This is a genomic window from Bacillus cereus group sp. MYBK220-1, from assembly GCF_051916445.1.
In the GTDB taxonomy this organism is placed as follows: domain Bacteria; phylum Bacillota; class Bacilli; order Bacillales; family Bacillaceae_G; genus Bacillus_A; species Bacillus_A cereus.
In genome coordinates this window covers 1,031,616-1,053,865 of sequence record NZ_JBQAGQ010000002.1, presented here as the reverse complement: position 1 = coordinate 1,053,865, position 22,250 = coordinate 1,031,616, and the positions used below count along the sequence as shown (strand labels likewise).

The following is a 22,250-nucleotide window of genomic DNA, read 5'->3' as shown; positions in this document are numbered from 1 at the left end:
AACGCCCTAACGATTCGTATTCGATTATGCTTTTTTCGTATCTACTACTTTAATATCTTCAGCATAAATCTTTTCTGCATAGTCTTTAATGTTTTTCCAGCTATCTTTCGCAATGTTTAAATCTTCTTTAATGAAAACAAGATCGTTTGGACTAATTGAATCCACATTTTGAAGTAAAGAATTGTATTTTGATCCCATTGTGTACCATTGGTTTGAAATATTTTGTAACGCTGTAATTGCAGTATCAATTGTATTTGTTAAATACTCTGTTTGTGTTTTAATGTTCGTTAATCCTGCTACTTCTAATTGCGCAGTTGTAACTTGTCCTGTTATCTTTTGAATTTCTGCTTGTGCATTATCAAGCTCTTTCTTCGCTAATACGATTCCAGCTGTACCACCGCCTACAGCTGCTGCACCACCTGCAATTAATGCTACTCCTAGCGGTGTTCCTGCACCCGTAGCAATAACTACTGCACCACCGATAATTGCAATTGGTCCTAGAGCTGTCGCAACAGATGAACCGATAATAATTGCATTATATTTACTAATCGCTTCATTGTACGTTGTAATTTGATTTTGCAGAAGCGGAATTCCTGCATCTTGACTAGCTAATATAGATGTAATTTGATTTGCATCACCCTTGAAGTTTTGCGTATCCGAAGTCATTTTATTTCGGAATTTCTTCAAGTCTTCTACTAACTGATCCACTTGCGCTTTATTTTCATTAATACTACTTGATAATCTAGTTAAGCCTTTCGTAAGAGTCGCTTTATCCTTTGCATCAACTGCAGCAACTAAAGTATCATAATAGTTTTGGAATTTCGTATTGTAGTTAATGATATTTTGATTCGTTGAAATAAGCTGTGGTTTTAATACATCTAACCATTGCTTCGCATTTCCTCTAGCTGTATCTTGGTGCTGAATTACTTTCCCTTTTAAAGCCGCATCAACAGACGATACATTTCCAAAGTTAACATTACCTTGTTTAATAATTGTTAAAGCGTACAGATCCATTACTAAAGCATTTGAACCTGTTCTTTCCATTGCATCTTTCAAGCCTTCTGGTCCTAATGAGTATTCTTCATAGTCATTATAAGCTTTTGCTACCGCATGAACTGGAGCTTGTTTCACTGTACTTTCAGCTGCATACGTATGAGCCGGCATAATATTTCCTGCTGCAAATACTGCCATCAGTGCTGATAGAGCCATTACTTTATAAGGTTTTTTTGTCATTTTTCTTCTCTCCCTATATCGCTAATTATTTTTCTGTTTAATGTACTTCAACGTTTGTAACGTAATCTTCAAATTGATTTGTTTGCTTATTCATTTCATCACTTACTTTTTTAATTTGATTGAAATGTTTTTGAAGTAAACTACTGTCTGTATACGTACCTTCTTCAACATTTGTTTGAATTTGAATCATATTATTATTTACAACTTTCCAATCCGTTAATAACGTTTCTAAAGTTGTAATTTGACGATCAATTAATTCTGTAAAGCTATTTACTTGATCTTCAACGAATGTAATTTGAGTCGCCTCTGCTTCAGTTTGTGATAACTTTTGAATAAGTGGTAATAGCTCTTTTTGCTTTTGTTGAATGCGAAGAGCTGCTTCTCTCGTTTGACTATCTGCAGCATTTACAATTTCATTACTTAAAGTACCGATAGAAACAAAATCGATTGTTTTCGTTTGTGCAGTTTGATTTGTGATTGTAAATACTTGTTTACCGATATTAATAGAACCTTTAATGATTTCTTGAGGTCTATTCAAAATAGTAGTTAGTTCAGCTTGAATTTCCCCTTGAATTCTTTTAATATCTTCTCTTAATTTCACAATATCTCCACTTGATCCTTGCAGTGTTTTTATTGCTTCATCGGCTTTAATTGATAAGTTGTTACTATCTTTGTCTAATACTGTTTTAAATCGATTTAACTCTAATAAATCTTGCTCCATACTCTCTTGGATGCTTTGTACTTGCAATTGTAATTTTCCATATGCACTCATAAAATCTGCTTTTGCTTGCTGATCTTCATTTACGTTTCCTGCTAGTTCATAGAGCTTACTATAATAGCTATTAAATCTAGTGCTGTATCTCATCATTTCTTGATTTAAGTCAATTAGCTTCGGATTATATTCATCAATCCATTCTCGTACATTCGCCTTTGCAAACTTTTGATGATTCGTTAAGCTACTCATCGCATTTACCTTAATGTCTGGCTGTTGCAAGATAATTAATCCGTATGCTTGAATAAGCGGTGATTGTGATCCTAACATTCTAATTGAATTGGATAATGTATTTGGAGCAATTACATTTTGCGCATATACTGTTTTCACTTCTGTTTGCCCCTCCTTAGCGTAAGCGCTTACAGGAATGAAGCAACTCGTAGATACTGCTGTAACCAATAACCCTGTAATTAAAGTCTTTTTCACTTTAACTCCTCCTATGTATTAGCAACTATTACTATCGCATTTTATTATTCTATTTTCTTGCCCATAATTTGAGATGATTAAAATAGAGAACGTTCTCACCGTGATCCATGTATGAACCACCTCTCTCGTATTGCTACAGTACTTACTTATCGTCACAAAACATTTTATTATTTTTCATATGTGTTTAGTATGAATAATATTGTATAAATTTTCTATTTTATAGAAATTCCCACATTCACATAGTGAATATATTACGTAAAAATATTATTCATTTCAAACTAAACAACATGCGTAAATATGAAATTTCGTTTTGTTTTCATATATGTTTTGTACTGTAAGGTCATTTAAACACAGCTGTTTATATAACGTAAAGAAGTATTTTCATTCCCTTTATTTTCAAGCTTTCATGTCCTTATTTCAAAATATAATCCGATTCACTTTATTGATTGAAATATCTACATATCACAACAGAAAACACTACTTGAAAATAACCGATAAAATTATATCGATATAATTTTTAAACTCATATGCAATTATGCATAGCATATACACAAAAAGGATAGCTTCATTTTCACGAAGCTATCCTTCAAAAATCTTCTTATTTTTTCAAATGATATGGAACTGTCGTAATAACAACATTTCTTTTATAAAGTAAATACGCACGTATGAGTAAACTGGATTGATTATGAAGAATGTTATGCCAACCTTTTTTCGGAATGAACTGTGGTATAACGACCGTAACGCGGTAATTCGATTCACTTGCCTTATATTGCACTGTATCAATGAACTTCGTTAACGGCTGAATAATACTTCTATAATGAGAATGTAATGTAACAAGCCTTACTTCAGGTTGCCACACCTTCCATTTCTCTTCAAATTTCTTTTCCTCTTCTCTGTCAAAAGCAACATATACAGCGATAACTTGATCTGCAGAAAGAGATTTCGCATAGTTCAATGAATTTTCTACTACATGCGTCATACCTGCTACAGGAACGACAATTACATTCCCCTCAATTGGAATAAGAGGTTCACAAGTTTTTAAACTTAATTGATCACCCACTGCATCATAATGCTTCTTAATTCGATGAAACAAGAAGATAATAGCAGGTAAGAAAATAAGAATCGACCAAACTTGTGCAAATTTAGTTAAAAAGAACATGCTCATTACGATAAAACTAATAACTGCACCAATTAAATTAACCGTTAATTTTAAAACCCATCCTTCAGGTTTTTCGCGAAGCCACTTTAATACCATCCCTGTTTGAGAAAGTGTAAATGGAATAAATACCCCTACTGCATATAACGGAATTAAATGTTCTGTTTGTCCTTGGAAAGCTACAATTAAAATAATCGAAGCAACTCCAAGTATTATAATACCGTTTGAGTAACCTAGACGGTCTCCTCTAATCGTAAACATTCTCGGTATGAATTTATCTTTTGCGAGGTTAACCGCTAATAAAGGAAATGCAGAATAGCCTGTATTAGCTGCGAGAATTAATATTAAAGCTGTTGTACCTTGTATGAAATAGTACATGAAATTACGTCCAAATGTTTGTTCAGCAATTTGAGAAACAACTGTTACTTCTTTACTCGGCGTCACTCCGTAATAATAAGCTAAAAATACAATTCCTGAAAATAACACAGCAAGTAATGCACCCATTGCAAGCAATGTTTTTGCAGCATTGTTTGGCGCAGGATCTTTAAAGTTCGGAATTGCGTTTGAAATTGCTTCAACACCTGTTAAAGCAGAACTACCTGATGCAAATGCTCTTAACAGTAAAAACAAACTAATACCCGCAACCGGCGTTCCGATCGGCGTGTGTAAAGTTGGTGAAACGTGACCAGTCAAAATATTATATATGCCTACACCAATTAATATAAATAGGGCTAAAACAAATAAATAAACAGGATATGCTAAAACAGAAGCTGATTCCGTTACTCCTCTTAAATTTAAGATCGTAATAAATATAACAAATATAATCGCAATGATTACATTATGTGCATGTAAACTAGGAAAAGCAGATGTTAGCGCATCTGTACCTGCAGATACACTTACCGCAACAGTTAAAATATAGTCGACTAATAAAGATCCTCCAGCAATTAAGCCTGGATTCATCCCTAAATTTTCTTTTGATACAACATACGCTCCCCCGCCATGCGGATAAGCAAAAATAATTTGACGATAAGATAAAATAAGGGCTGTCAATAATACTAATACCCCAACAGCGATCGGAATGGAATACCAATAAGCGATCGCTCCCACACCTGCTAAAGCAATTAAAATTTGTTCTGGACCGTAAGCAACTGATGACAATGCGTCAGAAGATAAAATAGCTAAAGCTTTCGTTTTATTAAGCTTTTGTTCTCCAAGCTCTGTTGATTTTAACGGTCTTCCAATTAAAAATCTTTTAATAGATGAAACCAATGCTGTCCACTCTCCAATAATTTTGTACGAACTTTTCTGCTTGTTACAGCCAGTAAACTATTTCTTCAGAAAACAAAAAATGTCTACAAGCCATAGCGAAATAGACTTGTAGACATTATTTTTTTTGTCGCACAAGCTCCACCTTCCTTCTCAATATAACGCTTACGAGGTTAGCTGTCGGATTCGGGCCTATGAGTAGCCCTACCTTTTTCAAGGATTCACCCCATCGGATTATGTACTAATCCGTAAAAACGGGTCCCCCGTACCATGCGGTTTCAGCGATTTAGAAAATTGAAACTGTGGATTATAATACTCCTTTATTTTCAAAAAGTAAACAAAAATTTTTAATAAGAAAAAAATTAAAATGATTGCGCATAATCCGCTGAGAAATATACATAATGAATATTAAAAATCCGCAAAGGAGACCCATATGTCTAAAGAAAAGAAGCCTATTTTTTCCGATTCATATTTAGATGCAGTAGCAAATGAAATTAATCAGTTATATGGTAAACGTGAACAGGAAATAAATTTGACAGATAGAACGAAAAGAAATAAATAATTTGTCATACAAAAAAATAAAAAAGATAGCAATACACTTATATATTGCTATCTTTTTTATTTTTTCATACATCTAATTCTATTACAGATTTGTTAAAGGTCATCTCTTCATACACCTTTAAATTTTGATATATAGATTCTAATAATGGTGCCGCTATAGAAAATTTCTCTGCTACATCCAGTAAATATCCTTGCAAGTGCTTCCCTTCAATAAACGAACCCTTTTCCATATCACGTTGCATTGATGACTTCATATCATACGAAATTTTATCAATCGTTTTCATATGTTCCTGGGCAATATTAGCCTTTACTGGAGCTCCTAATACTCTCATGATTTGTACAGATTCCTCAAACACATTACGGATAAAATCACGGCCGCCTTCACTTTCACGGATTGGTCCAATTGGTGCACGCATTAACGTTGTCACACCTGACATTACAGTAATAAATAAATATTTATGCCACATATCTTGCGTAATATTTTCACTTAAAACAAAACTAGATTTCGTACCTGAAAATGCTTTAGAAATATGCTTTACTCTCTCTGAATTTTGAGACTTAATTTCTCCAAACACAAGTCTGTTGGCAGCGCTAGTTTGTACAATTTCTCCTTGATCGTTTAACGTCGTCTCGATAAAGCATAAACCGCCAATTACTTTTTCTTCGCCGAATTCTTTTTGTAATAGCGATAAATGAGCGATACCATTTAACAATGGAATGATTACAGTATTTTCGCCAACAAACGGCTTCAAATCTTGAATTGCCTCGTTTAAGTGATACGCTTTTATTGAAAATAAAATAACATCAAATGGAGAAGCTCGCTCTTCTTTCGTTATTAATTTCGGTCGGAAGGAAAAATCCCCGTTAACACTTCGGATTACAAGTCCTCTTTCCTCTAATTGTTTTTTCCGTTTACTACGAACAAGAAACGTGACATCTTCTCCCTTCTCGACTAATCTGCCACCAAAAAATCCTCCGACTCCACCAGCGCCTAATACTAAAATCCGCATACAGCATCCCCCTTTTCAAAATACAATTTTATAACTTTTAGTATACATAACATTATACATGTTCCCTGCTAAATAAGCTGAATTTTCACTCTCAATTGAGTATAAAAGAGTGGTTATTTTCAAATAAATTTGGGCATGTTGTTTCTATAGCATATATGGAAAGGACACAATGTAGATGGAGGCAATACAATCAATTGAGGAAAAAGGTGTAGCAACAGCTATATTTCAATTTATATTCCCGTTTTCTTTTAAAACTGGATATGAACAAAATATGTTCCCTTTCTTACAAAAAAACGATTTTCGTCCTTTTCGGCTCGATCATCTCGATGATGAAAATACATATTATGGGGAGTTTAAAGTTTCACATCAAAATATGGAAGCATACTATCTTTCATTTACCAATAAAATTCTCTTTCCTCACTCAGAGCATCAAAAGGGCTTGCAACGTTATTCAAAGGACCTTAACTTAACTGGACATTTAACAACAAACCTTATTTCAATCCCATTCAAGATACACTCTATTGATGTAACACTTTGTCCTTATGAACTTGGCTTCTTAACAATTCGAACAGAAGTAAACACTGCTCCAAACATGACTTTATCTGAAGCAATCGAATTCGCTGCTCGCTTCCGTGTACTTGAAACTAAAAATGATACAAATGAGACTATTTGTATTGAATGTAACGGAAAAAAGTATTCCCAAGTGGAAAAATTCATTTTTGGTTATTTATTTCATGGTGTAACTGATTTCTTTGAAAAGAAGAGATTAAGAAGTTCATACTTTCAAACCTTCCCTTTCTTCGAAGACCAAAGAATGTACGTCCAAACTTTATTGTCACTAAAAGAAGGTATGGAACTTAATGAAGTGGATGTTTATCGTACTTCTAGTCTTTCCGGATTAACAAGTGATGGTAAGCCATATGTGAGTGCAAATAACCTTCCTTACATTCATGACTATTTAAAAAAACACGCTTACCAGAGATGGGCTCCAAATCGTTATTTCATAATGGAAGAACATATTTTTACATGTGTAACAAGTGAAGGAGAACGCGAAATCGCTAAACTTGCTAGTCAAATGTACGGGGAATTTTATTACGCTTTATTATTAAACCTATTCCATAAAATTGTTTTATTAAAAATGGCGAACGCCTATGCTGAGCTAAATATTGAACAAGATACTAATGAAATAGAGAAATTAATTTATTCGATCAATTCGTTCACTGCTAATTATTTTTCTTTAGAATTAGTATCCCAATCACAGAGTGAAGATATTTTCTTCCGCTTAAGAAAACTTTTTAATATTGAGGTTCTATACTCGAACGCGAAACAAAATCTTGATAGTTTGTTTAAATATCAAGAAAATGTCGCCTCTAAAAAAGATAGCCTTTTATTATTAATTTTAACGCTCTACTCTGTAGTGGGCCAAATGTTAGGGTTTACTATGATTGACCTTTTAAGAAACACCGATTCAAACAAAATATCGTCACCTCTTGAATTTTTCGCTCTATTAATTGCGATTAGCGGCATTGTCATTTCACTTATTTTAGGAGCCCAAAGTTTATACCAATGGGGTCTACAACATAAACGAAGAAAAGCTTGGGTAAAACAAACTGTACTTTCTGCCGTTAAAGAGAAAGAAGATAAAAATTAAAGAAGATTATTTTCAAATTCTTGGCCCGCTGCAGTAAGTGAATTTTTATCAGCGATTTTCCCATTATATCGGCGCAACTCGAAATATATCAGCGATTTTTTTAATATATCGACTTACCGACAAATAACAGGACCGGATAATAAAAAAAGGGTGCTCCAAAATTAAACTTGGAGTACCCCTTTTATTATACGAATTCAGTTTACTTCCCTGCTTCGATTTGCTCTAATGCAGCAGCTACTTGCTCTTCCGTTAATTCATGTTGTATTACGTAGCGGTTACGTGGACTTACACGACATTCATGAGAACATGCACGTAAATATTTCGCTTCGTTTTCTTCAGAACATAAAATTTTCTTATTACATTCTGGATTTGAACAGTTTACATAGCGCTCACAAGGTTCACCTGTAAAGTGGTCTTTACCAACGATAACATGTTCTTTTTGGTTTACTGGTACAGCAATACGCTCATCGAACACGTAACATTGTCCATCCCAAAGCTCACCTTGTACCTCTGGGTCTTTTCCGTACGTTACAATTCCGCCGTGAAGCTGACTTACATCTTCATAGCCTTCACGAACTAACCAACCAGAAAACTTCTCACAACGAATTCCGCCTGTACAATAAGTTAAAATCTTTTTACCTTCAAGTACTTCTTTATTTTCACGAATCCAATCTGGTAATTCACGGAATGATTCGATATCAGGTTTAATCGCACCTTTGAAGTGACCTAAATCAAACTCATAATCATTTCGTGCATCAATGATAACTGTATCTTCTTGTTTCATTGCTTCATAAAAATCTTTTGGTTCTAAATACTTGCCAGTTATTTCGTGTGGGTTAATGTCATCTTCTAGACGAAGTGTAACTAACTCTGGACGAGGACGCACGTGCATTTTCTTGAATGCATGACCATCAGCTTCATCTATTTTAAATACGATACCGTCAAAACGTGGATCATTGTTCATTGCTTCCATGTATTTCTCTGTTTGTTCTACAGTTCCAGAACAAGTTCCGTTAATACCTTCTTTCGCTACAAGAATTCTTCCTTTTAATTCAAGTGAATTACAAAATTCTAAATGCTCTGCCGCGAATTCTTCTGGGTTTTCAATTGTTGTGTACATGTAATATAGTAATACTCTGTATGGTTTTGTAGTTGCCAATGTATTTCTACCACCTATCTAATTTTTAAAATCATGTATAAGTTAACGTTCATATCAAAACATATATAATAAGAAAATGAATCCCATTTTCTTTTCTTTATACTATTTTCTATCAGTTAACAAAAATAAAAAACAAGATTACACATCAAAACACTATGGTTATGTTGTAATCCCAATATATTATATATCATACAAATGCAATTCCATCAATTAATATGCTGGATTATCGGCTTTATGTTCACATAAATTTCAAAATTGACCCTTTAATTTATTATGTTTCCCCACGTCATCACACCATAAACTCCCAATTTATTTTACGTTATCACACCATCCATTGCATAAAGGCATATAATTTGCATTAAGGAAACTTTCGTGTTCAAATGAAATTATCATATAACATATTTAAATGTATTGAAATAATGAGTAAGAATAAATACAATAATTTCATCAAGTTAACATTTTAAAGGGGAAAACTACTATGAATAAAGATATAACAAAAGATGAACATCTCCCTTCTGAAAGTACAACCGTACAATCAGCTCACTTAGCTTTAAGTGGAGAAACAAAAGGCTGGAAAAGACTGTTACCATTTTTAGGGCCCGCTTTTATCGCGTCCGTTGCTTATATTGATCCTGGCAACTTTGCTACAAATATCGCAGCTGGTTCACAATATGGATATTTACTATTATGGGTTATACTCGCTTCTAACTTAATGGCTGTATTAATCCAAACTTTATCGGCTAAATTAGGAATTGCTACAGGAAACAATTTACCCGAAATAGCTCGTGAAAACTTTCCAAAGCCTGTGTCTATCGGCTTATGGATACAAGGTGAACTAGTTATTATGGCTACAGATTTAGCGGAATTTATTGGAGCTGCATTGGGGCTTTACTTACTATTTGGAATCCCCATGCTACCTGCCGCTTTAATTACAGCAGCCGGATCATTTATTATCCTTGAATTTCAACGTAGAGGATTTCGTCCACTAGAAGCTATTATTACAGGAATGATTTTCATTGTAGTAATTGCTTTTGGGATTCAAGTTTTTTATGCAAAACCAGAATTAAGTCCCCTTCTTTCAGGACTATTTATTCCAAAATTCCAAGGTGTAGACAGTATATTACTTGCAGCAGGGATTTTAGGTGCGACAGTTATGCCGCATGCAATATACTTGCATTCTGCATTAACACAACGCCGTGTGGTCGGAACAACTGACGAACAAAAGAAAAAGATTTTTCGTTTCGAATTTATCGATATTATTATTGCAATGGTTATTGCTGGAGCAATTAATGCAAGTATGTTAATTGTAGCAGCTGCACTATTTTTTAAAAATGGCTTGCACGTTGAAGATTTAGATGTTGCTTACACTCAATTTACCAATTTAGTAGGTCCTGTATCGGCTGCATTATTTGGGATTGGACTTTTATCAGCAGGACTATCTAGCTCTTCTGTCGGTACAATGTCGGGTGATATTATTATGCAAGGTTTCATTCGCATGCATATTCCGTTATATTTACGCCGATTTATTACAATGATTCCACCACTAGTAATTATCGCTTTAGGTGTAAATCCAACATACGCTCTAGTCATGAGCCAAGTCGTCTTATCATTCGGTATTGCATTTGCATTAGTGCCACTTATTATGTTTACAAGTAATAAAAAGATTATGGGTGCACTCGTTAACCACCGCATAACAACATTTATCGCATGGATAATTGCTGCTCTCGTTATCGTTTTAAATATCTTCTTACTGTATCAAACATTTGTAGGGTAATGAAAAAGGGTATTCCAATTTTAATTTGGAATACCCTTTTTGGATGAAATGATTTTCTTCTAGTTACCACTTATGTATGCCCCTCTTTCCGGCATCATCACACCATTTTCAGTTCGAAAGTAAAGTGGCAATCCTTCCGCAAAAAACATACTTACTTTGGACGGATCTTGCCTTTGATGATGAATATGTAAATGCGGCTCACTTGAACTTCCTGAGTTACCAACTTGCGCAAGAATATCCCCTTCATTTACACGTTGCCCTTCTTTTACTTTAATTGAGCCTTTCTTTAAATGACCAAGGAACAAAAATGTGCCCGTTTCATCTAGTCGTAAATAAATATGATTACCAGCCATTGACTGAAAATTATCCGATCCCGGAACTAAATCTTGTTCATTATTATTAATTGATACAACCGTCCCAGAAGCTGGCGCCATTACTTTTGCTCCATATATTCCGTAATCCTCTAACTTACTACTTTTCACTTCAGCAGGTGGAATGAGAATATCATATGCCCACCTTTCATTTGGTTTTATAACGTGATAGTTCGTTTCTAACCGATCACCACCCCAACCGATTAATGCTCGTTCCTTCAAAGGAAGACGAACTACTACTTTAGGACTCATAGATTGTATATCTGCTGGGTAAGCAATTCTACCTATATTAGCAAACCAACCGAAAGGCCAAGCTCCAATTATAGAAAACAGAATGATTAAAAATAGAGTTCTATCTATCCGCTTTCTAAAAATGCCTTTCCAAAAAAATATTATTATTGATCCTATTAAGAGAAAAACGGAAATTACACTAAAAGCCTGTATACTCCACCAAACAAAGACTGATGTAACACCATTAGCTACATAAACTAAGATCCAACTTATAATTAAAAAAGAAACTATAATTACTAATAAAAATTTCTTCCACATGTCGCATCCCTACTCTCATATCCTTTTTCTCAATGATACAAAGTAAAAATTACGACATATAAAAGAAATACTTACGACTTTCTTACTTTTTTATACTGCGGTAATTTCACAGTAAAAACTGTTTCTTTATCATTACTACGTACAGTGATATCCCCTTGATGGAGCTCGGCTATACTTTTTGAAATTGCAAGTCCTATTCCTTTACCGCCCGTATGAGAACTACGTGATTTTTCACTACGATAAAACTTCTCAAAAATGTAAGGAAGGTCCTCTTTCGGAATACATTGTCCAAAATTTTTAATTTCTACTTCAACATTCATTGTTTTATTGAAAATTTCAATTGCAATTCCCTTTCCATCTCTCCCGTACATAATACTATTACCTATTACATTTTCAAATAGTCTCACTATAAGTGTCACATCAACTTCTACATGTAGCACTTCATCACTTTTAATATAAAAGCTCATATTGGCATCATCTAATTGTGGTACAAAGTCAATCATGATTTGTTCAATTAATGCTTTCATATCTACTTCATCTTTATGTAATTCAATCTCTCTATAATTTATTTGACAGTATTCTAATAAATCATCTACTTGATTTTTTAATTCATAACTTTTTCGCTTTAATATACTTACATACTGTTCACATTCTTCTCCATTCGAATGAAGTTTATTTCCTAACAGGTCCGCATAACCGATTAAAGATGTTACTGGCGTTCGTAAGTCATGAGAAATATTACTAATCATTTCATTTTTCATTTCCTGTGATTTTTTTTCATTCTCGATAGACTCTTTTAAACTTTTCGCCATTCTATTAACATTTGCCGCTAGTTCACCAATCTCGTCATTTTTCAAAATAGGTATATGTATTTCAAAATTACCGTCACTTATTTCCTTCACGTTCTTGTTAATTTGAGATAACCTTTTCATCAGTGTTTTTGTCATTAATGCAAAGTATGTTGTAGTAAAAATCAAAAAAACTATAAAATATAAAAATGAATATTTTTCCTCTAAAACATTAACCTGACTATATATATTTCCAACCAAAATTTGAAACACTATTATACTTACAGTCGCTAACAAGATGCTACATATGAATGCGATAAAAAACTTAGCTCTAATGCCTTGTAATGATTTAATCTTCAATTTTATATCCGACTCCCCAAACATTTTGTATAAACTTCGGTTCTTTTGGATTCTCTTCAATTTTATTTCTCAATCTTGCAATATGAACCATTACTGTATTATTACTTTCATAGGCTCTTTCGTTCCAAACGCTCTCATATATTTCTTCAATTGTGAACACACGATTCCTTGCAGCTGCCATTAAGTGTAAAATATCATATTCAGTTTTCGTAAGATTGATTCTCTCTCCATATAACATTACTGTTCTCGACACTTCATCTATTTCTAAACCTCTAATATTTATTTTCTTTTCCATTACTTGGGGAGCATTTTGATTGAAATATGTATACCTTCTTAATTGAGCTTTCACTCTTGCTATAAATTCAATTGTACTGAACGGCTTCACAATATAATCATCTGCCCCAGTACTAAATCCAATTACCTTATCTACATCCGATGATTTCGCGCTTAAAAACATAATTGGTAAACTATGTTTCTCTCTAATCCTTCTACAAAGTTCTATACCATCCATTTGAGGCATCATAATATCCAAAATAGCAAGTTGAATACTGTTATTATTTATTATTTCTAAAGCCTCTTCTCCGTTATGAGCACTAAAAACTTTAAAACCTTCTTGTTTTAAATTCACATTAATAAATTGAATAATATCTTTATCGTCATCTACAATTAATATCGAATTTTTTTCCATTTCCAAACCTCTTTTTTGAAATATATTCCACATCTAAGTTTATCATAAATCAAATCTACCCTTACACCTTGAATAATCTTTATTTTCAGATTAAATTATATAATAACAAATACATTCTATTTTCATGTGCAAAGGAGCGAAAATATGTTTCCTTTATTAAAAACTGAAAGACTTATTTTAAGAGAACTTACCGAAGAAGATGCACCGCGTATACTACAATGCTTTTCTAATACTAATGTACTGCGCTATTATGGCCAAAAACCGTTACAAGATGTTGATCAAGTGAAACAAATCATTCATAACTTTAAGTTGAGTTACAATGCAAGAAGCGGTATAAAATGGGGAATCGAATTAAAAGACAAGAAAGAACTCATCGGTACCATTGGTTTTCACGATTGGTCTTCTGAGCATAAACGAGCCAATATAAGTTATGCCTTTTTGCCTGAACACTGGGGAAAAGGATATGCGACTGAAGCTGTTTCTGAGGTTATATCATACGGTTTCCATACGATTCATTTAAAGCGGATTGGAGCAATTGTATTTCTTGAAAATGAAGCTTCCAATAAAGTACTATTAAAATTAGGTTTTGAAAAAGAAGGCGTTCTAAAAAATTATATGTATCAAGATGATATCCCATATGATACGAATTTTTACGCTTTATTAAAATCAGTTTAATAGAATTTATGTGTAAAAAACCTTACTTTTAAAAAGTAAGGTTTTTTGTATTTATTCATTAGCAATATAAGCATTCTTATAAGTATAAATACCACCAAATTGATGCTTTTCAATTCCTTTTACATAATCCTTTTGTACATATGCTGAGCCAATATGATAAAGCGGCGCCACCGCAGCATCTTCTAATAATACCTGCTCGGCTTTTCGCAACGCTTCCCATCGTTTTTCCGTATCTAGTACAAAATCCGTTTTCGCTTTCTTTATTAATTCATCGTAACGAACATTAGAATAATTCATTTTATTATTCGGATTCCCTGTCGTAAATAACTCTAAATAACTAATTGGGTCTTTATAGTCAGGTCCCCAATTTGCCATAGTTATATCGTAATCACCTATTTGTTCTAACTGTAATTTTTGCTTAAATGGCTGTTGTTTAATTTGTATCGCGAGTCCTTGCAAATTCTTCTCTAAATCACCTTTTATATATTCTGCCATACGTATTGCGTTATCTTGTTCGAACGTTAAGAACCCTAGGTTTACTTGTTCTACCCCAAGCTCTTTTTTCGCTTCTTCCCAAAGTTTTTTCGCATTTTGCAAATCATATGAGGAAATATCTCCATTTTCTTTTCTAAAATCTTTACCAGTCACTTCATTTACATGACCAACTGGTACAAGTCCACTTGCAGGTTTTGCTCCGTTATTAATAAAGTGAGCAACGAAATCATCTTTATTTAACGCTAATGAAATAGATTGACGCACCTTTTTATTTGCTAACGCGTTATTTTTTTCATTAAAACGAAGCATAGCAATTCCAGGATCACTCGACATATGTAATTCCTTATTCCCTTTATACTTGTCTACAACTTGCGAATTAATAGGTACTCGATCCAAATCTCCGGCTTCATATAAATTTACAGCTGTCATTGTATCCTTTAGGATATGAAAGTTTATTTCATCTAATTTCACTTTCTTTCGATCCCAATATGTAGTATTTTTCTTTAATTGAAACTCTTGTTCATGCTTCCATTTTTCTAATACAAATGGACCGTTATATATGAGATTACTAGGTTCCAATGCATAATTGTTTCCTTGTTCTTTCAAAAATGATTCATGCTGTGGTAAGTATATAGGTAGTGCTAACAACTGTAAAAAATACGGAACTGGCTGTTCGAGTTCAACTTCTAACGTATAATTATTTATCGCTTTAACCCCAAGTGCATCAAGAGGCATTGTTCCCTTATTGATCTCTTTCGCATTTTTTACATAAAAGAGCATGGACGCATATTGAGAGGCTGTTTCAGGGTTAATTGCACGTTTCCAAGCAAATATAAAATCATTTGCTGTTACATTATCCCCATTTGACCATTTTGCATCTTTACGCAAGTCAAATGTATATTTCTTACCATCTTCACTTCTTTTAAACGATTTTGCTATGGCTGGAGTAGGCTGATCTTGATCGTTTAATACATATAACCCTTCAAATATATTCTGCATAATGTGTGCTGATGTACCATCTGTTGTTTTCACAGTGTCCAGAGAAGGAATTTCTTCTGATACTGTTACATTTAACACTTGTTTTTTAACCTCTATGTCACTTTTATCCGCTTTATTATTACAAGCTGTTAATAATAAAGATGTAACAAGTGCCATTACCATTAAATGGCTCTTTTTTCGCTTCATGAGTTGTTCTCCTTAAATATAAAATATTATAAAGCGTAATATATTATAGCAGAAATACTAACAGAAAGATGCGACATTCTTTTGAATATTTATTCGTTCAAGAAAAAAGCTATCCTTTTAAAAGGATAGCTTTTTCAACTGCCACATAATTATCTATCTTTGCAGACCTCGTTTATAACGACTTGCTTCAAATATAATACGCTCTTCATCTAACGTTTTACATTCGCCATTCCAAACGACACGTTTTCCGTTAATAATTACATCGCTTATATCTTTTCCACTAGCAGCATATACAAGGTGTGATAACACTTCATCCGCTGGTTGTAAATGCGGCTTATTAGACGGGTCAATCGTAATAAAATCAGCACACTTACCAGCTTCTAGTGACCCTGTTTGTTTCATCCCGATTACTTCAGCAGCCCCTTTAGTCGCAAGTGTAAGAGCTGTTTCAACTGGTAATGCTGTTGCATCTTGGTGAATACCTTTTTGTAATAAAGTCGCTATGCGCATTTCTTCAAACATGTCTAAATTATTGTTAGATGCAACACTATCTGTTGCAATTCCTACTTTTATTCCTGCTTCTAGCATCGCTTTTACATTCGCTATACCAGAACCTAGTTTTAAATTACTATTTGGGTTATGTGCTACTCGAACATCATGTTCTGCTAAAAATGCACGCTCATCATCATTTAATACTACACCGTGTGCAATAACTGTTGGGCGTTTAAACAATCCGCAGCTCGCTGCATATTCTACTGGACGTTTTCCGTACTGTGCTTCAATATCACGTACTTCACGCTCTGTTTCAGAAAGGTGGATATGAACCATTGTTTGATTCTCTACTGCAATCCGTGCGCACTCTTCTAACAATTCTGTACTACATGTATATGGACTATGTGGTGCAACCATCGTAGTTAACATGCCACTTTCGTTATAGTAACGCTTCACATATTTCTCAGCTTCTTCAATCGCTTTCTTTTCATCGTCTTTCGTTCCGAAGCTAAATAAAGTCCTTGAAACAGCAGCTCGCATCCCGCTCCTTGATACCGTTTCCATAATTGCGTCTTGATCTACTCCAATTGGATTAAACATGTCAGAGAATGATGTTGTACCACTTTTCACCATCTCAAGTAATCCTAATTCCGTACTAGCGACCGCAATTTGGGGAGTAAATTGACTTTCCAGTGGCCAAATTCTCGTCTCAAGCCACGGCTGTAATAACATATCATCGCCAATACCTCTTAGGAGACTCATTACAACGTGTGTATGTGTATTTACAAGCCCTGGTAAAACCCACTTTCCTTTCATGTCAATTACTTCATCTACTTCAAAATCATTAGCGAATTCTCCGCTCTTTACATCTATAATTTGATCATTTTCTACAATGATATATCCATTTTCTATCACTTCGTTTTGTTCATTCATCGTTACAATTGTAGCGTTTACATAAGTTGTTTTCAAAAGTATTTCCCCTTTCAACTCTATGAAGTTCCCTTTAATAAGTTACCACCATTATAGTAACTTATTAAAGATTAAGAGTCAAAAGATAATTTTAATTCTTTCGTTATTTTTCCCTTCAAAATGCTATATTGTTTTTCATTTGTATCTGCAAATGCTTCTTCCCGATTTGACTTTTCATCCATATAATTCAATTTCCCATTGAATTGAGTCTCTGTAAAATCAAATCTCTGCCCATCTATAAAGTTATAAAAGTGCCATACCTCTCTTACTTTTGTCTTTTTAATTTCTCCTCCATATATGTCTTGAACGACAAGAGCTGTAACACCACATTGTCCCTTTGCTGGGTTTTCAATTATCCACTTTGAACTTGTTTCAATCGACCACGATTTTATTAGTGCTTCATATATTCTTTTTTCCTTTACATCATCCATTCTAATCTTCCCCTACTATTAATAGTTTTACACATCATATTTCAAAAGAGGCAGTACACGACCCTTAAAGACAGTTGATGGTGTCTCTCCTATTAACTGTGCTCCCATTTTCAAGTAATATCCTTTTGCATTCGGATCACTATCAATCGTAAAACTTTTTAATCCTAGTTCATTGGCTTTTTCTATTACATACTCCCAAAGTATTTTCCCGTAACCTTTTCCTTTGTAATCAGGATGAATGTACAAGAAATCGAGAGCTTTATCATTACGTAAAAATGAGAAAAAACCAATCTTCGCATTATCGTTTTCTAAAACATATACAAAATTATTTTTTATGTATTCTTCTGTAATTGTTAAATCTTCCTTACAAGCAAGTATGAATTCTTCACTATAATCCCACGTTGCTTTTGATTGTAGTGCGAGTTCACTTAATTCATTTGCTTCACTTAATAACGCTTCTCTTATCTTCATGATTCTTTTTCCTCACCTTCGATATGTAAACTACTAAATTGATTCGGAAAGCACTTCAAAAAACCTTTTATTTTCATAAATTAGAGATTATTTTTATAAATCTTTATTATAACCAGTACAATTTTCAACAATTTTTTTAAAGAAAAAGAACGCCATCCCTAAAAGTTGGCGTTCTCTTTTTCTAAAATTTAATCTTCAAACTCACTCATTCATTTTACTATTTTGTACGATACAAACCTATACAGTTTCTACTACCACTTCAAGCATTGTTCCATTTTTAGCATAATTCGTATGCCAAGAAAAAGCTTTTTCTAAAATATGAGGAGTTTGTCCACCTCTTGTTTTTGCTTCTTCGTAATAAGCACGTAGTTGATCACGATACATTGGATGTGCGCAATTCTCAATAATAAGTTCCACTCTTTCTCTTGGCGCAAGTCCCCTTAAGTCGGCATACCCCTGTTCAGTGACGATAACATCTACATCATGTTCAGTATGGTCTACATGAGAAACGAAAGGAACAATACTTGAAATGTTACCACCTTTCGCAATCGATTTAGTAACAAAGATAGCTAAGCGTGCATTTCTTGCAAAATCACCAGACCCACCAATACCATTCATCATTTTTGTACCTAAAACGTGAGTAGAGTTAACATTTCCGTATATATCTAATTCTAATGCAGTATTAATTGAGATTAATCCAAGGCGACGAATGATTTCAGGATGATTGGAAATCTCTTGCGGACGCATCATTAATTTGTCACGATATTTTTCAAAGTTAGAAAATACTTGTTGCATTTTCTCTTCAGAAAGCGTGATAGAACAACAAGAAGCAAAATTGACTTTTCCAGCATCCATAAGATCAAAAACTGCATCTTGTAAAACCTCGGAATATACTTCTAAATCTTCAAATTCTGAATCTAACATTCCATGCAATACGGCGTTAGCCACTGAACCAATTCCTGATTGTAACGGCGCTAAACGATTTGTTAATCGGCCTACTTTAACTTCTTCTCGAAGGAATTCTATTAAATGCTGTGCCATAATAACAGTTTCTTCATCCGGAGGAACAATTGTCGATGGCGAATCCAATTGATTCGTAAACACAATTCCCTTTACTTTTTCAGGATCAATTGGAATACCGATTGTTCCAATTCGGTCATCTGTTTTCACAAGCGGAATTGGAAGCCTCTCCCCTTGTTTACCTGGTTCATATAGATCATGTAGCCCCTCTAATTGCGCGGATTGAGCCATATTCATTTCAATAATAATAGACTTAGCATTTAAGGAAAACGCTAAGGAATTTCCAATTGAAGTGGTTGGAATAATCATTCCGTCCTCTGTAATCGCAACCGCTTCCAAAATAGCGAAATCTATATCCAGAACGTCAGCGCGGAGTAACTCTGCTGTATGAGACAAGTGTTGATCCACAAATAAAAAGTCTCCGTTATTAATTCCTTTTCGCATAGTCGCGTCAGCTTGGAAAGGTAATCTTTTCCCTAAAATTCCTGCCTCAGCAAATAATTTGTCTACATCCGAGCCTAAAGAAGCCCCAGTATAAACATTTACTTTAAAAGATTCATCATTCTTAACTCGGTTTACAAGCGCAAATGGGACTGCTTTTACATCACCTGCACGTGTAAACCCACTTAAGCCTAAAGTCATTCCACTTTGAATCCAGGTGGCTGCTTCTTCAGGTGTAACTACCCGATCTTTTAGACGTTGATCTCTGATTCTATCTAAATTATTCTCCATATGTAATCCCTCTCTCATTGAATATTCATAATTATTTTACACATTAACACTATCAAAATAGGGATTTTAGTATACAATGCCGAAAATTCAGACAGAACAGCAAATCTAGGTTCTAAAGCAGAAAAATTTAGAATCCTAGAAGCTTACGGAAATAACTAGCGTATGATTGACTAACTGGTACTCTCTCACCATTATCCATCGAAAGTACAAAAGTAGAATGGGTATCAGGATAAATCGCTTTAATATGATTAACATTTACAATAAACGAACGGTGACATCTAATAAATGAATCTTTCGGAAGCAAGTATTCGAATTCTTGCAGAGAGTATTTATGTGTTCCTGATAACTCTTCTGAATTCACGTACGTCTTTTTATCTTTAGCCTCTAAATACATAACCTTTGAAAAAGGAACCGGAATCCAGCCGTCTGTTGTTTTTAAAGTAACGACTGACTTCCCATCCGTTAAAGCTGGATAAATTGCCGTTACGCACCCTTCAAGCTTTCCATTGTTTGAAAATGGTACAGCCATTCCATGATAAGGAATACCAAAAACATCCCGATTCATAAACTCAGATGTTTTTTGATTCATCACCATCGCTTTATGAGCAATCGTTCCTTCCTTTATAGGATCCCCGACACTAATCTTTAAATCAATTCGTTTACTTGGCCGATAGTAAATATATTCTTTCGTATTCGAAACAGCAATTGAAATTTCATCTGAAAATAATTCCCCAACAACATCTAGTAATAAACCTAATGTTCTATCTTCCATTCTATTAACACCTCATTCACTATTATACTACTATTATGAACGAGCATCTGTTGCTTTATAAAAAGTTTGATTTTAGGTTACTTTTAAAATTAGTTTTATTCACTATTACTTCGTTACTACAAAAAACCTCACTTCAGAAAAGTGAGGTTTCCTCTCATACAATATTTCTTTATTTTTTGAACGACTATAGAATAAGATTTATTTTTTATTAAGTAAAGTGAATTTAAGAATTTATTGCCCCTATTTCTGTATAATAAATAATCCCAAATTACAAACAGTTTGGGATTATCTTTCTCATTTATTATGCGCATCTAACCACGAAATTAAATCTTTAAATACTTCATCCTTATTTACTTCATGAAACATTTCATGTCTACCATTTTCATATAAACGTAGTGTCACGTCTTTCACACCACATTTTTTATAGTTTTCATATACTTCTTTTACACCTTTCCCCATATCGCCAACAGGATCACGATCACCAGAGAATATATGTATTGGAAGATTCTTTGGCGTCTTCTTGTATTCTTCTAGTTTATTTACTTCTAATACTCCAGAAAATAATTCTCGGTAAAAACTCGTCGTACAAATGAAACCACATAACGGATCCGCAATATATTTATCAACTTGATTATTATCTGAAGATAACCAATCAAATTTTGTACGATTTGGCTTAAAGTTCGAATTGAAGTTTCCGAAAGATAAAAAGTTTAACATTGGACTTTTCGTTTTTGCCCCGCGCAATTTCATTTCGATTGTTGCTACTTTATGACCAATAGCTCCTAAAAGCCCTGGATTTCCACCTGTTCCTGAAATCAGAAATCCATCGTATAGTTCACCCCTAAGTTGTACAGCACGTCTTGATAAAAAAGAACCCATACTATGTCCAAGTAAAAACAAAGGACTTGACTGCTCTTCTTTTATCCTTTCTGAAACAAAGATAACATCCGATACAACTTGATTCCACCCTATATTTGGTTCAAAGTGACCATAATCTTCTTCTTTTTTTACTGTTTTCCCATGTCCTTTATGATCATGCGCATAAACACCATACCCTGCTTCCAATAAAGCATCTACAAATTCTGTATACACCCCTGCATGCTCTGTCATGCCATGTGCAATTTGAATAATTCCTCTCGGATCTCCTTCTGGTAACCACTTACGCAAATAAATTTCCGATCCATCCAATGCCGTAACGAAACTTTCCTGTACATTCATTTCGTCAGCCCCCAACTCTATTATGT

At 33.9% G+C, this 22,250-nt stretch carries 19 protein-coding genes and 1 riboswitch; of the genes, 4 read left to right on the top strand and 15 right to left on the bottom strand.

The features are described 5' to 3' along the window. Positions 1-24: 24 nt before the first annotated feature. The 3 genes from nheB to ACTFRU_RS12355 form a co-directional block, all read right to left on the bottom strand. Positions 25-1,233, bottom strand: a complete 1,209-nt coding sequence (gene nheB, locus ACTFRU_RS12365) for a non-hemolytic enterotoxin NHE subunit B (protein ID WP_000162968.1) — start codon at positions 1,231-1,233, stop codon at positions 25-27. A gap of 37 nt (positions 1,234-1,270) precedes the next feature. Then, a complete protein-coding gene (gene nheA / locus ACTFRU_RS12360) occupies positions 1,271-2,431 on the bottom strand; it encodes a non-hemolytic enterotoxin NHE subunit A (RefSeq protein ID WP_078187342.1) in 1,161 nt (386 codons plus the stop codon). 598 nt (positions 2,432-3,029) lie between these two features. Next, a complete protein-coding gene (locus tag ACTFRU_RS12355; RefSeq protein WP_000254901.1) occupies positions 3,030-4,856 on the bottom strand; it encodes an APC family permease in 1,827 nt (608 codons plus the stop codon). A gap of 144 nt (positions 4,857-5,000) precedes the next feature. Next, a riboswitch (cyclic di-AMP (ydaO/yuaA leader) is annotated at positions 5,001-5,147 on the bottom strand. Positions 5,148-5,286: 139 nt separating this feature from the next. On the opposite strand from ACTFRU_RS12355, the gene ACTFRU_RS12350 reads away from it, so the two are divergent. After that, complete coding sequence (locus tag ACTFRU_RS12350; protein WP_000031873.1) at positions 5,287-5,415, top strand: hypothetical protein; 129 nt, start codon at positions 5,287-5,289, stop codon at positions 5,413-5,415. Between the two features lie 64 nt (positions 5,416-5,479). Here ACTFRU_RS12350 and panE read toward each other — a convergent pair whose 3' ends face one another. Continuing rightward, on the bottom strand, positions 5,480-6,424 hold the full coding sequence (gene panE, locus ACTFRU_RS12345) for a 2-dehydropantoate 2-reductase (RefSeq protein WP_290102313.1): 945 nt from the start codon (positions 6,422-6,424) through the stop codon (positions 5,480-5,482). Between the two features lie 175 nt (positions 6,425-6,599). On the opposite strand from panE, the gene ACTFRU_RS12340 reads away from it, so the two are divergent. Next, complete coding sequence (locus ACTFRU_RS12340; RefSeq protein ID WP_049107659.1) at positions 6,600-8,075, top strand: hypothetical protein; 1,476 nt, start codon at positions 6,600-6,602, stop codon at positions 8,073-8,075. A gap of 199 nt (positions 8,076-8,274) precedes the next feature. Here the strand turns inward: ACTFRU_RS12340 and trhO are convergent, their stop codons facing one another. Then, positions 8,275-9,234, bottom strand: coding sequence for an oxygen-dependent tRNA uridine(34) hydroxylase TrhO (trhO, locus tag ACTFRU_RS12335; RefSeq protein WP_000246231.1), 960 nt, complete (start codon positions 9,232-9,234; stop codon positions 8,275-8,277). Between the two features lie 478 nt (positions 9,235-9,712). Here trhO and ACTFRU_RS12330 point away from each other — a divergent pair, with 478 nt between their 5' ends. Beyond that, positions 9,713-11,008 carry an Nramp family divalent metal transporter gene (locus ACTFRU_RS12330; RefSeq protein WP_001030679.1) on the top strand — a complete coding sequence of 432 codons (1,296 nt, stop codon included), beginning with the start codon at positions 9,713-9,715 and terminating at the stop codon, positions 11,006-11,008. A gap of 59 nt (positions 11,009-11,067) precedes the next feature. Here ACTFRU_RS12330 and ACTFRU_RS12325 read toward each other — a convergent pair whose 3' ends face one another. From ACTFRU_RS12325 to ACTFRU_RS12315, 3 genes are all read right to left on the bottom strand, one after another. Continuing rightward, complete coding sequence (locus ACTFRU_RS12325; protein ID WP_033691928.1) at positions 11,068-11,928, bottom strand: M23 family metallopeptidase; 861 nt, start codon at positions 11,926-11,928, stop codon at positions 11,068-11,070. A 71-nt stretch (positions 11,929-11,999) separates the two neighbouring features. Beyond that, entirely contained in the window at positions 12,000-13,100 is a 1,101-nt protein-coding gene (locus tag ACTFRU_RS12320; protein ID WP_164876547.1) for a sensor histidine kinase, read from the bottom strand. Continuing rightward, positions 13,066-13,764 carry a response regulator transcription factor gene (locus tag ACTFRU_RS12315; RefSeq protein WP_000414517.1) on the bottom strand — a complete coding sequence of 233 codons (699 nt, stop codon included), beginning with the start codon at positions 13,762-13,764 and terminating at the stop codon, positions 13,066-13,068. The genes ACTFRU_RS12320 and ACTFRU_RS12315 overlap by 35 nt, the downstream gene beginning before the upstream one ends. A gap of 144 nt (positions 13,765-13,908) precedes the next feature. On the opposite strand from ACTFRU_RS12315, the gene ACTFRU_RS12310 reads away from it, so the two are divergent. Next, complete coding sequence (locus tag ACTFRU_RS12310) at positions 13,909-14,439, top strand: GNAT family N-acetyltransferase (protein ID WP_000484225.1); 531 nt, start codon at positions 13,909-13,911, stop codon at positions 14,437-14,439. 51 nt (positions 14,440-14,490) lie between these two features. Here the strand turns inward: ACTFRU_RS12310 and ACTFRU_RS12305 are convergent, their stop codons facing one another. From ACTFRU_RS12305 to ACTFRU_RS12275, 7 genes are all read right to left on the bottom strand, one after another. Continuing rightward, positions 14,491-16,119 carry a peptide ABC transporter substrate-binding protein gene (locus tag ACTFRU_RS12305; protein WP_440037668.1) on the bottom strand — a complete coding sequence of 543 codons (1,629 nt, stop codon included), beginning with the start codon at positions 16,117-16,119 and terminating at the stop codon, positions 14,491-14,493. 153 nt (positions 16,120-16,272) lie between these two features. Further along, positions 16,273-17,598 carry a bifunctional S-methyl-5'-thioadenosine deaminase/S-adenosylhomocysteine deaminase gene (locus tag ACTFRU_RS12300; RefSeq protein WP_002023818.1) on the bottom strand — a complete coding sequence of 442 codons (1,326 nt, stop codon included), beginning with the start codon at positions 17,596-17,598 and terminating at the stop codon, positions 16,273-16,275. Positions 17,599-17,651: 53 nt separating this feature from the next. Further along, positions 17,652-18,011, bottom strand: a complete 360-nt coding sequence (locus ACTFRU_RS12295; protein ID WP_000342902.1) for a YunG family protein — start codon at positions 18,009-18,011, stop codon at positions 17,652-17,654. Positions 18,012-18,038: 27 nt separating this feature from the next. Next, positions 18,039-18,482, bottom strand: coding sequence for a GNAT family N-acetyltransferase (locus ACTFRU_RS12290; protein ID WP_000701909.1), 444 nt, complete (start codon positions 18,480-18,482; stop codon positions 18,039-18,041). 237 nt (positions 18,483-18,719) lie between these two features. Then, a complete protein-coding gene (locus tag ACTFRU_RS12285; RefSeq protein WP_440037667.1) occupies positions 18,720-20,234 on the bottom strand; it encodes an acetyl-CoA hydrolase/transferase family protein in 1,515 nt (504 codons plus the stop codon). Between the two features lie 127 nt (positions 20,235-20,361). Beyond that, the gene (locus ACTFRU_RS12280) at positions 20,362-21,006 is read right to left on the bottom strand and encodes a LytTR family DNA-binding domain-containing protein (RefSeq protein ID WP_000390211.1); all 645 of its coding nucleotides are present in this window, start codon (positions 21,004-21,006) and stop codon (positions 20,362-20,364) included. A gap of 294 nt (positions 21,007-21,300) precedes the next feature. Further along, positions 21,301-22,224, bottom strand: a complete 924-nt coding sequence (locus tag ACTFRU_RS12275; protein ID WP_001102583.1) for an alpha/beta hydrolase — start codon at positions 22,222-22,224, stop codon at positions 21,301-21,303. Between the last annotated feature and the right edge of the window lie 26 nt (positions 22,225-22,250).

What these genes read in the sequence shown, in the direction of transcription:
- nheB (WP_000162968.1), bottom strand. Translation starts at nt 1,233, where the DNA reads ATGACAAAAAAACCTTATAAAGTAATGGCTCTATCAGCACTGATGGCA.
- ACTFRU_RS12350 (WP_000031873.1), top strand. Translation starts at nt 5,287, where the DNA reads ATGTCTAAAGAAAAGAAGCCTATTTTTTCCGATTCATATTTAGATGCA.
- panE (WP_290102313.1), bottom strand. Translation starts at nt 6,424, where the DNA reads ATGCGGATTTTAGTATTAGGCGCTGGTGGAGTCGGAGGATTTTTTGGT.
- ACTFRU_RS12340 (WP_049107659.1), top strand. Translation starts at nt 6,600, where the DNA reads ATGGAGGCAATACAATCAATTGAGGAAAAAGGTGTAGCAACAGCTATA.
- ACTFRU_RS12330 (WP_001030679.1), top strand. Translation starts at nt 9,713, where the DNA reads ATGAATAAAGATATAACAAAAGATGAACATCTCCCTTCTGAAAGTACA.
- ACTFRU_RS12325 (WP_033691928.1), bottom strand. Translation starts at nt 11,928, where the DNA reads ATGTGGAAGAAATTTTTATTAGTAATTATAGTTTCTTTTTTAATTATA.
- ACTFRU_RS12320 (WP_164876547.1), bottom strand. Translation starts at nt 13,100, where the DNA reads ATGTTTGGGGAGTCGGATATAAAATTGAAGATTAAATCATTACAAGGC.
- ACTFRU_RS12315 (WP_000414517.1), bottom strand. Translation starts at nt 13,764, where the DNA reads ATGGAAAAAAATTCGATATTAATTGTAGATGACGATAAAGATATTATT.
- ACTFRU_RS12310 (WP_000484225.1), top strand. Translation starts at nt 13,909, where the DNA reads ATGTTTCCTTTATTAAAAACTGAAAGACTTATTTTAAGAGAACTTACC.
- ACTFRU_RS12305 (WP_440037668.1), bottom strand. Translation starts at nt 16,119, where the DNA reads ATGAAGCGAAAAAAGAGCCATTTAATGGTAATGGCACTTGTTACATCT.
- ACTFRU_RS12295 (WP_000342902.1), bottom strand. Translation starts at nt 18,011, where the DNA reads ATGGATGATGTAAAGGAAAAAAGAATATATGAAGCACTAATAAAATCG.
- ACTFRU_RS12290 (WP_000701909.1), bottom strand. Translation starts at nt 18,482, where the DNA reads ATGAAGATAAGAGAAGCGTTATTAAGTGAAGCAAATGAATTAAGTGAA.
- ACTFRU_RS12285 (WP_440037667.1), bottom strand. Translation starts at nt 20,234, where the DNA reads ATGGAGAATAATTTAGATAGAATCAGAGATCAACGTCTAAAAGATCGG.
- ACTFRU_RS12280 (WP_000390211.1), bottom strand. Translation starts at nt 21,006, where the DNA reads ATGGAAGATAGAACATTAGGTTTATTACTAGATGTTGTTGGGGAATTA.
- ACTFRU_RS12275 (WP_001102583.1), bottom strand. Translation starts at nt 22,224, where the DNA reads ATGAATGTACAGGAAAGTTTCGTTACGGCATTGGATGGATCGGAAATT.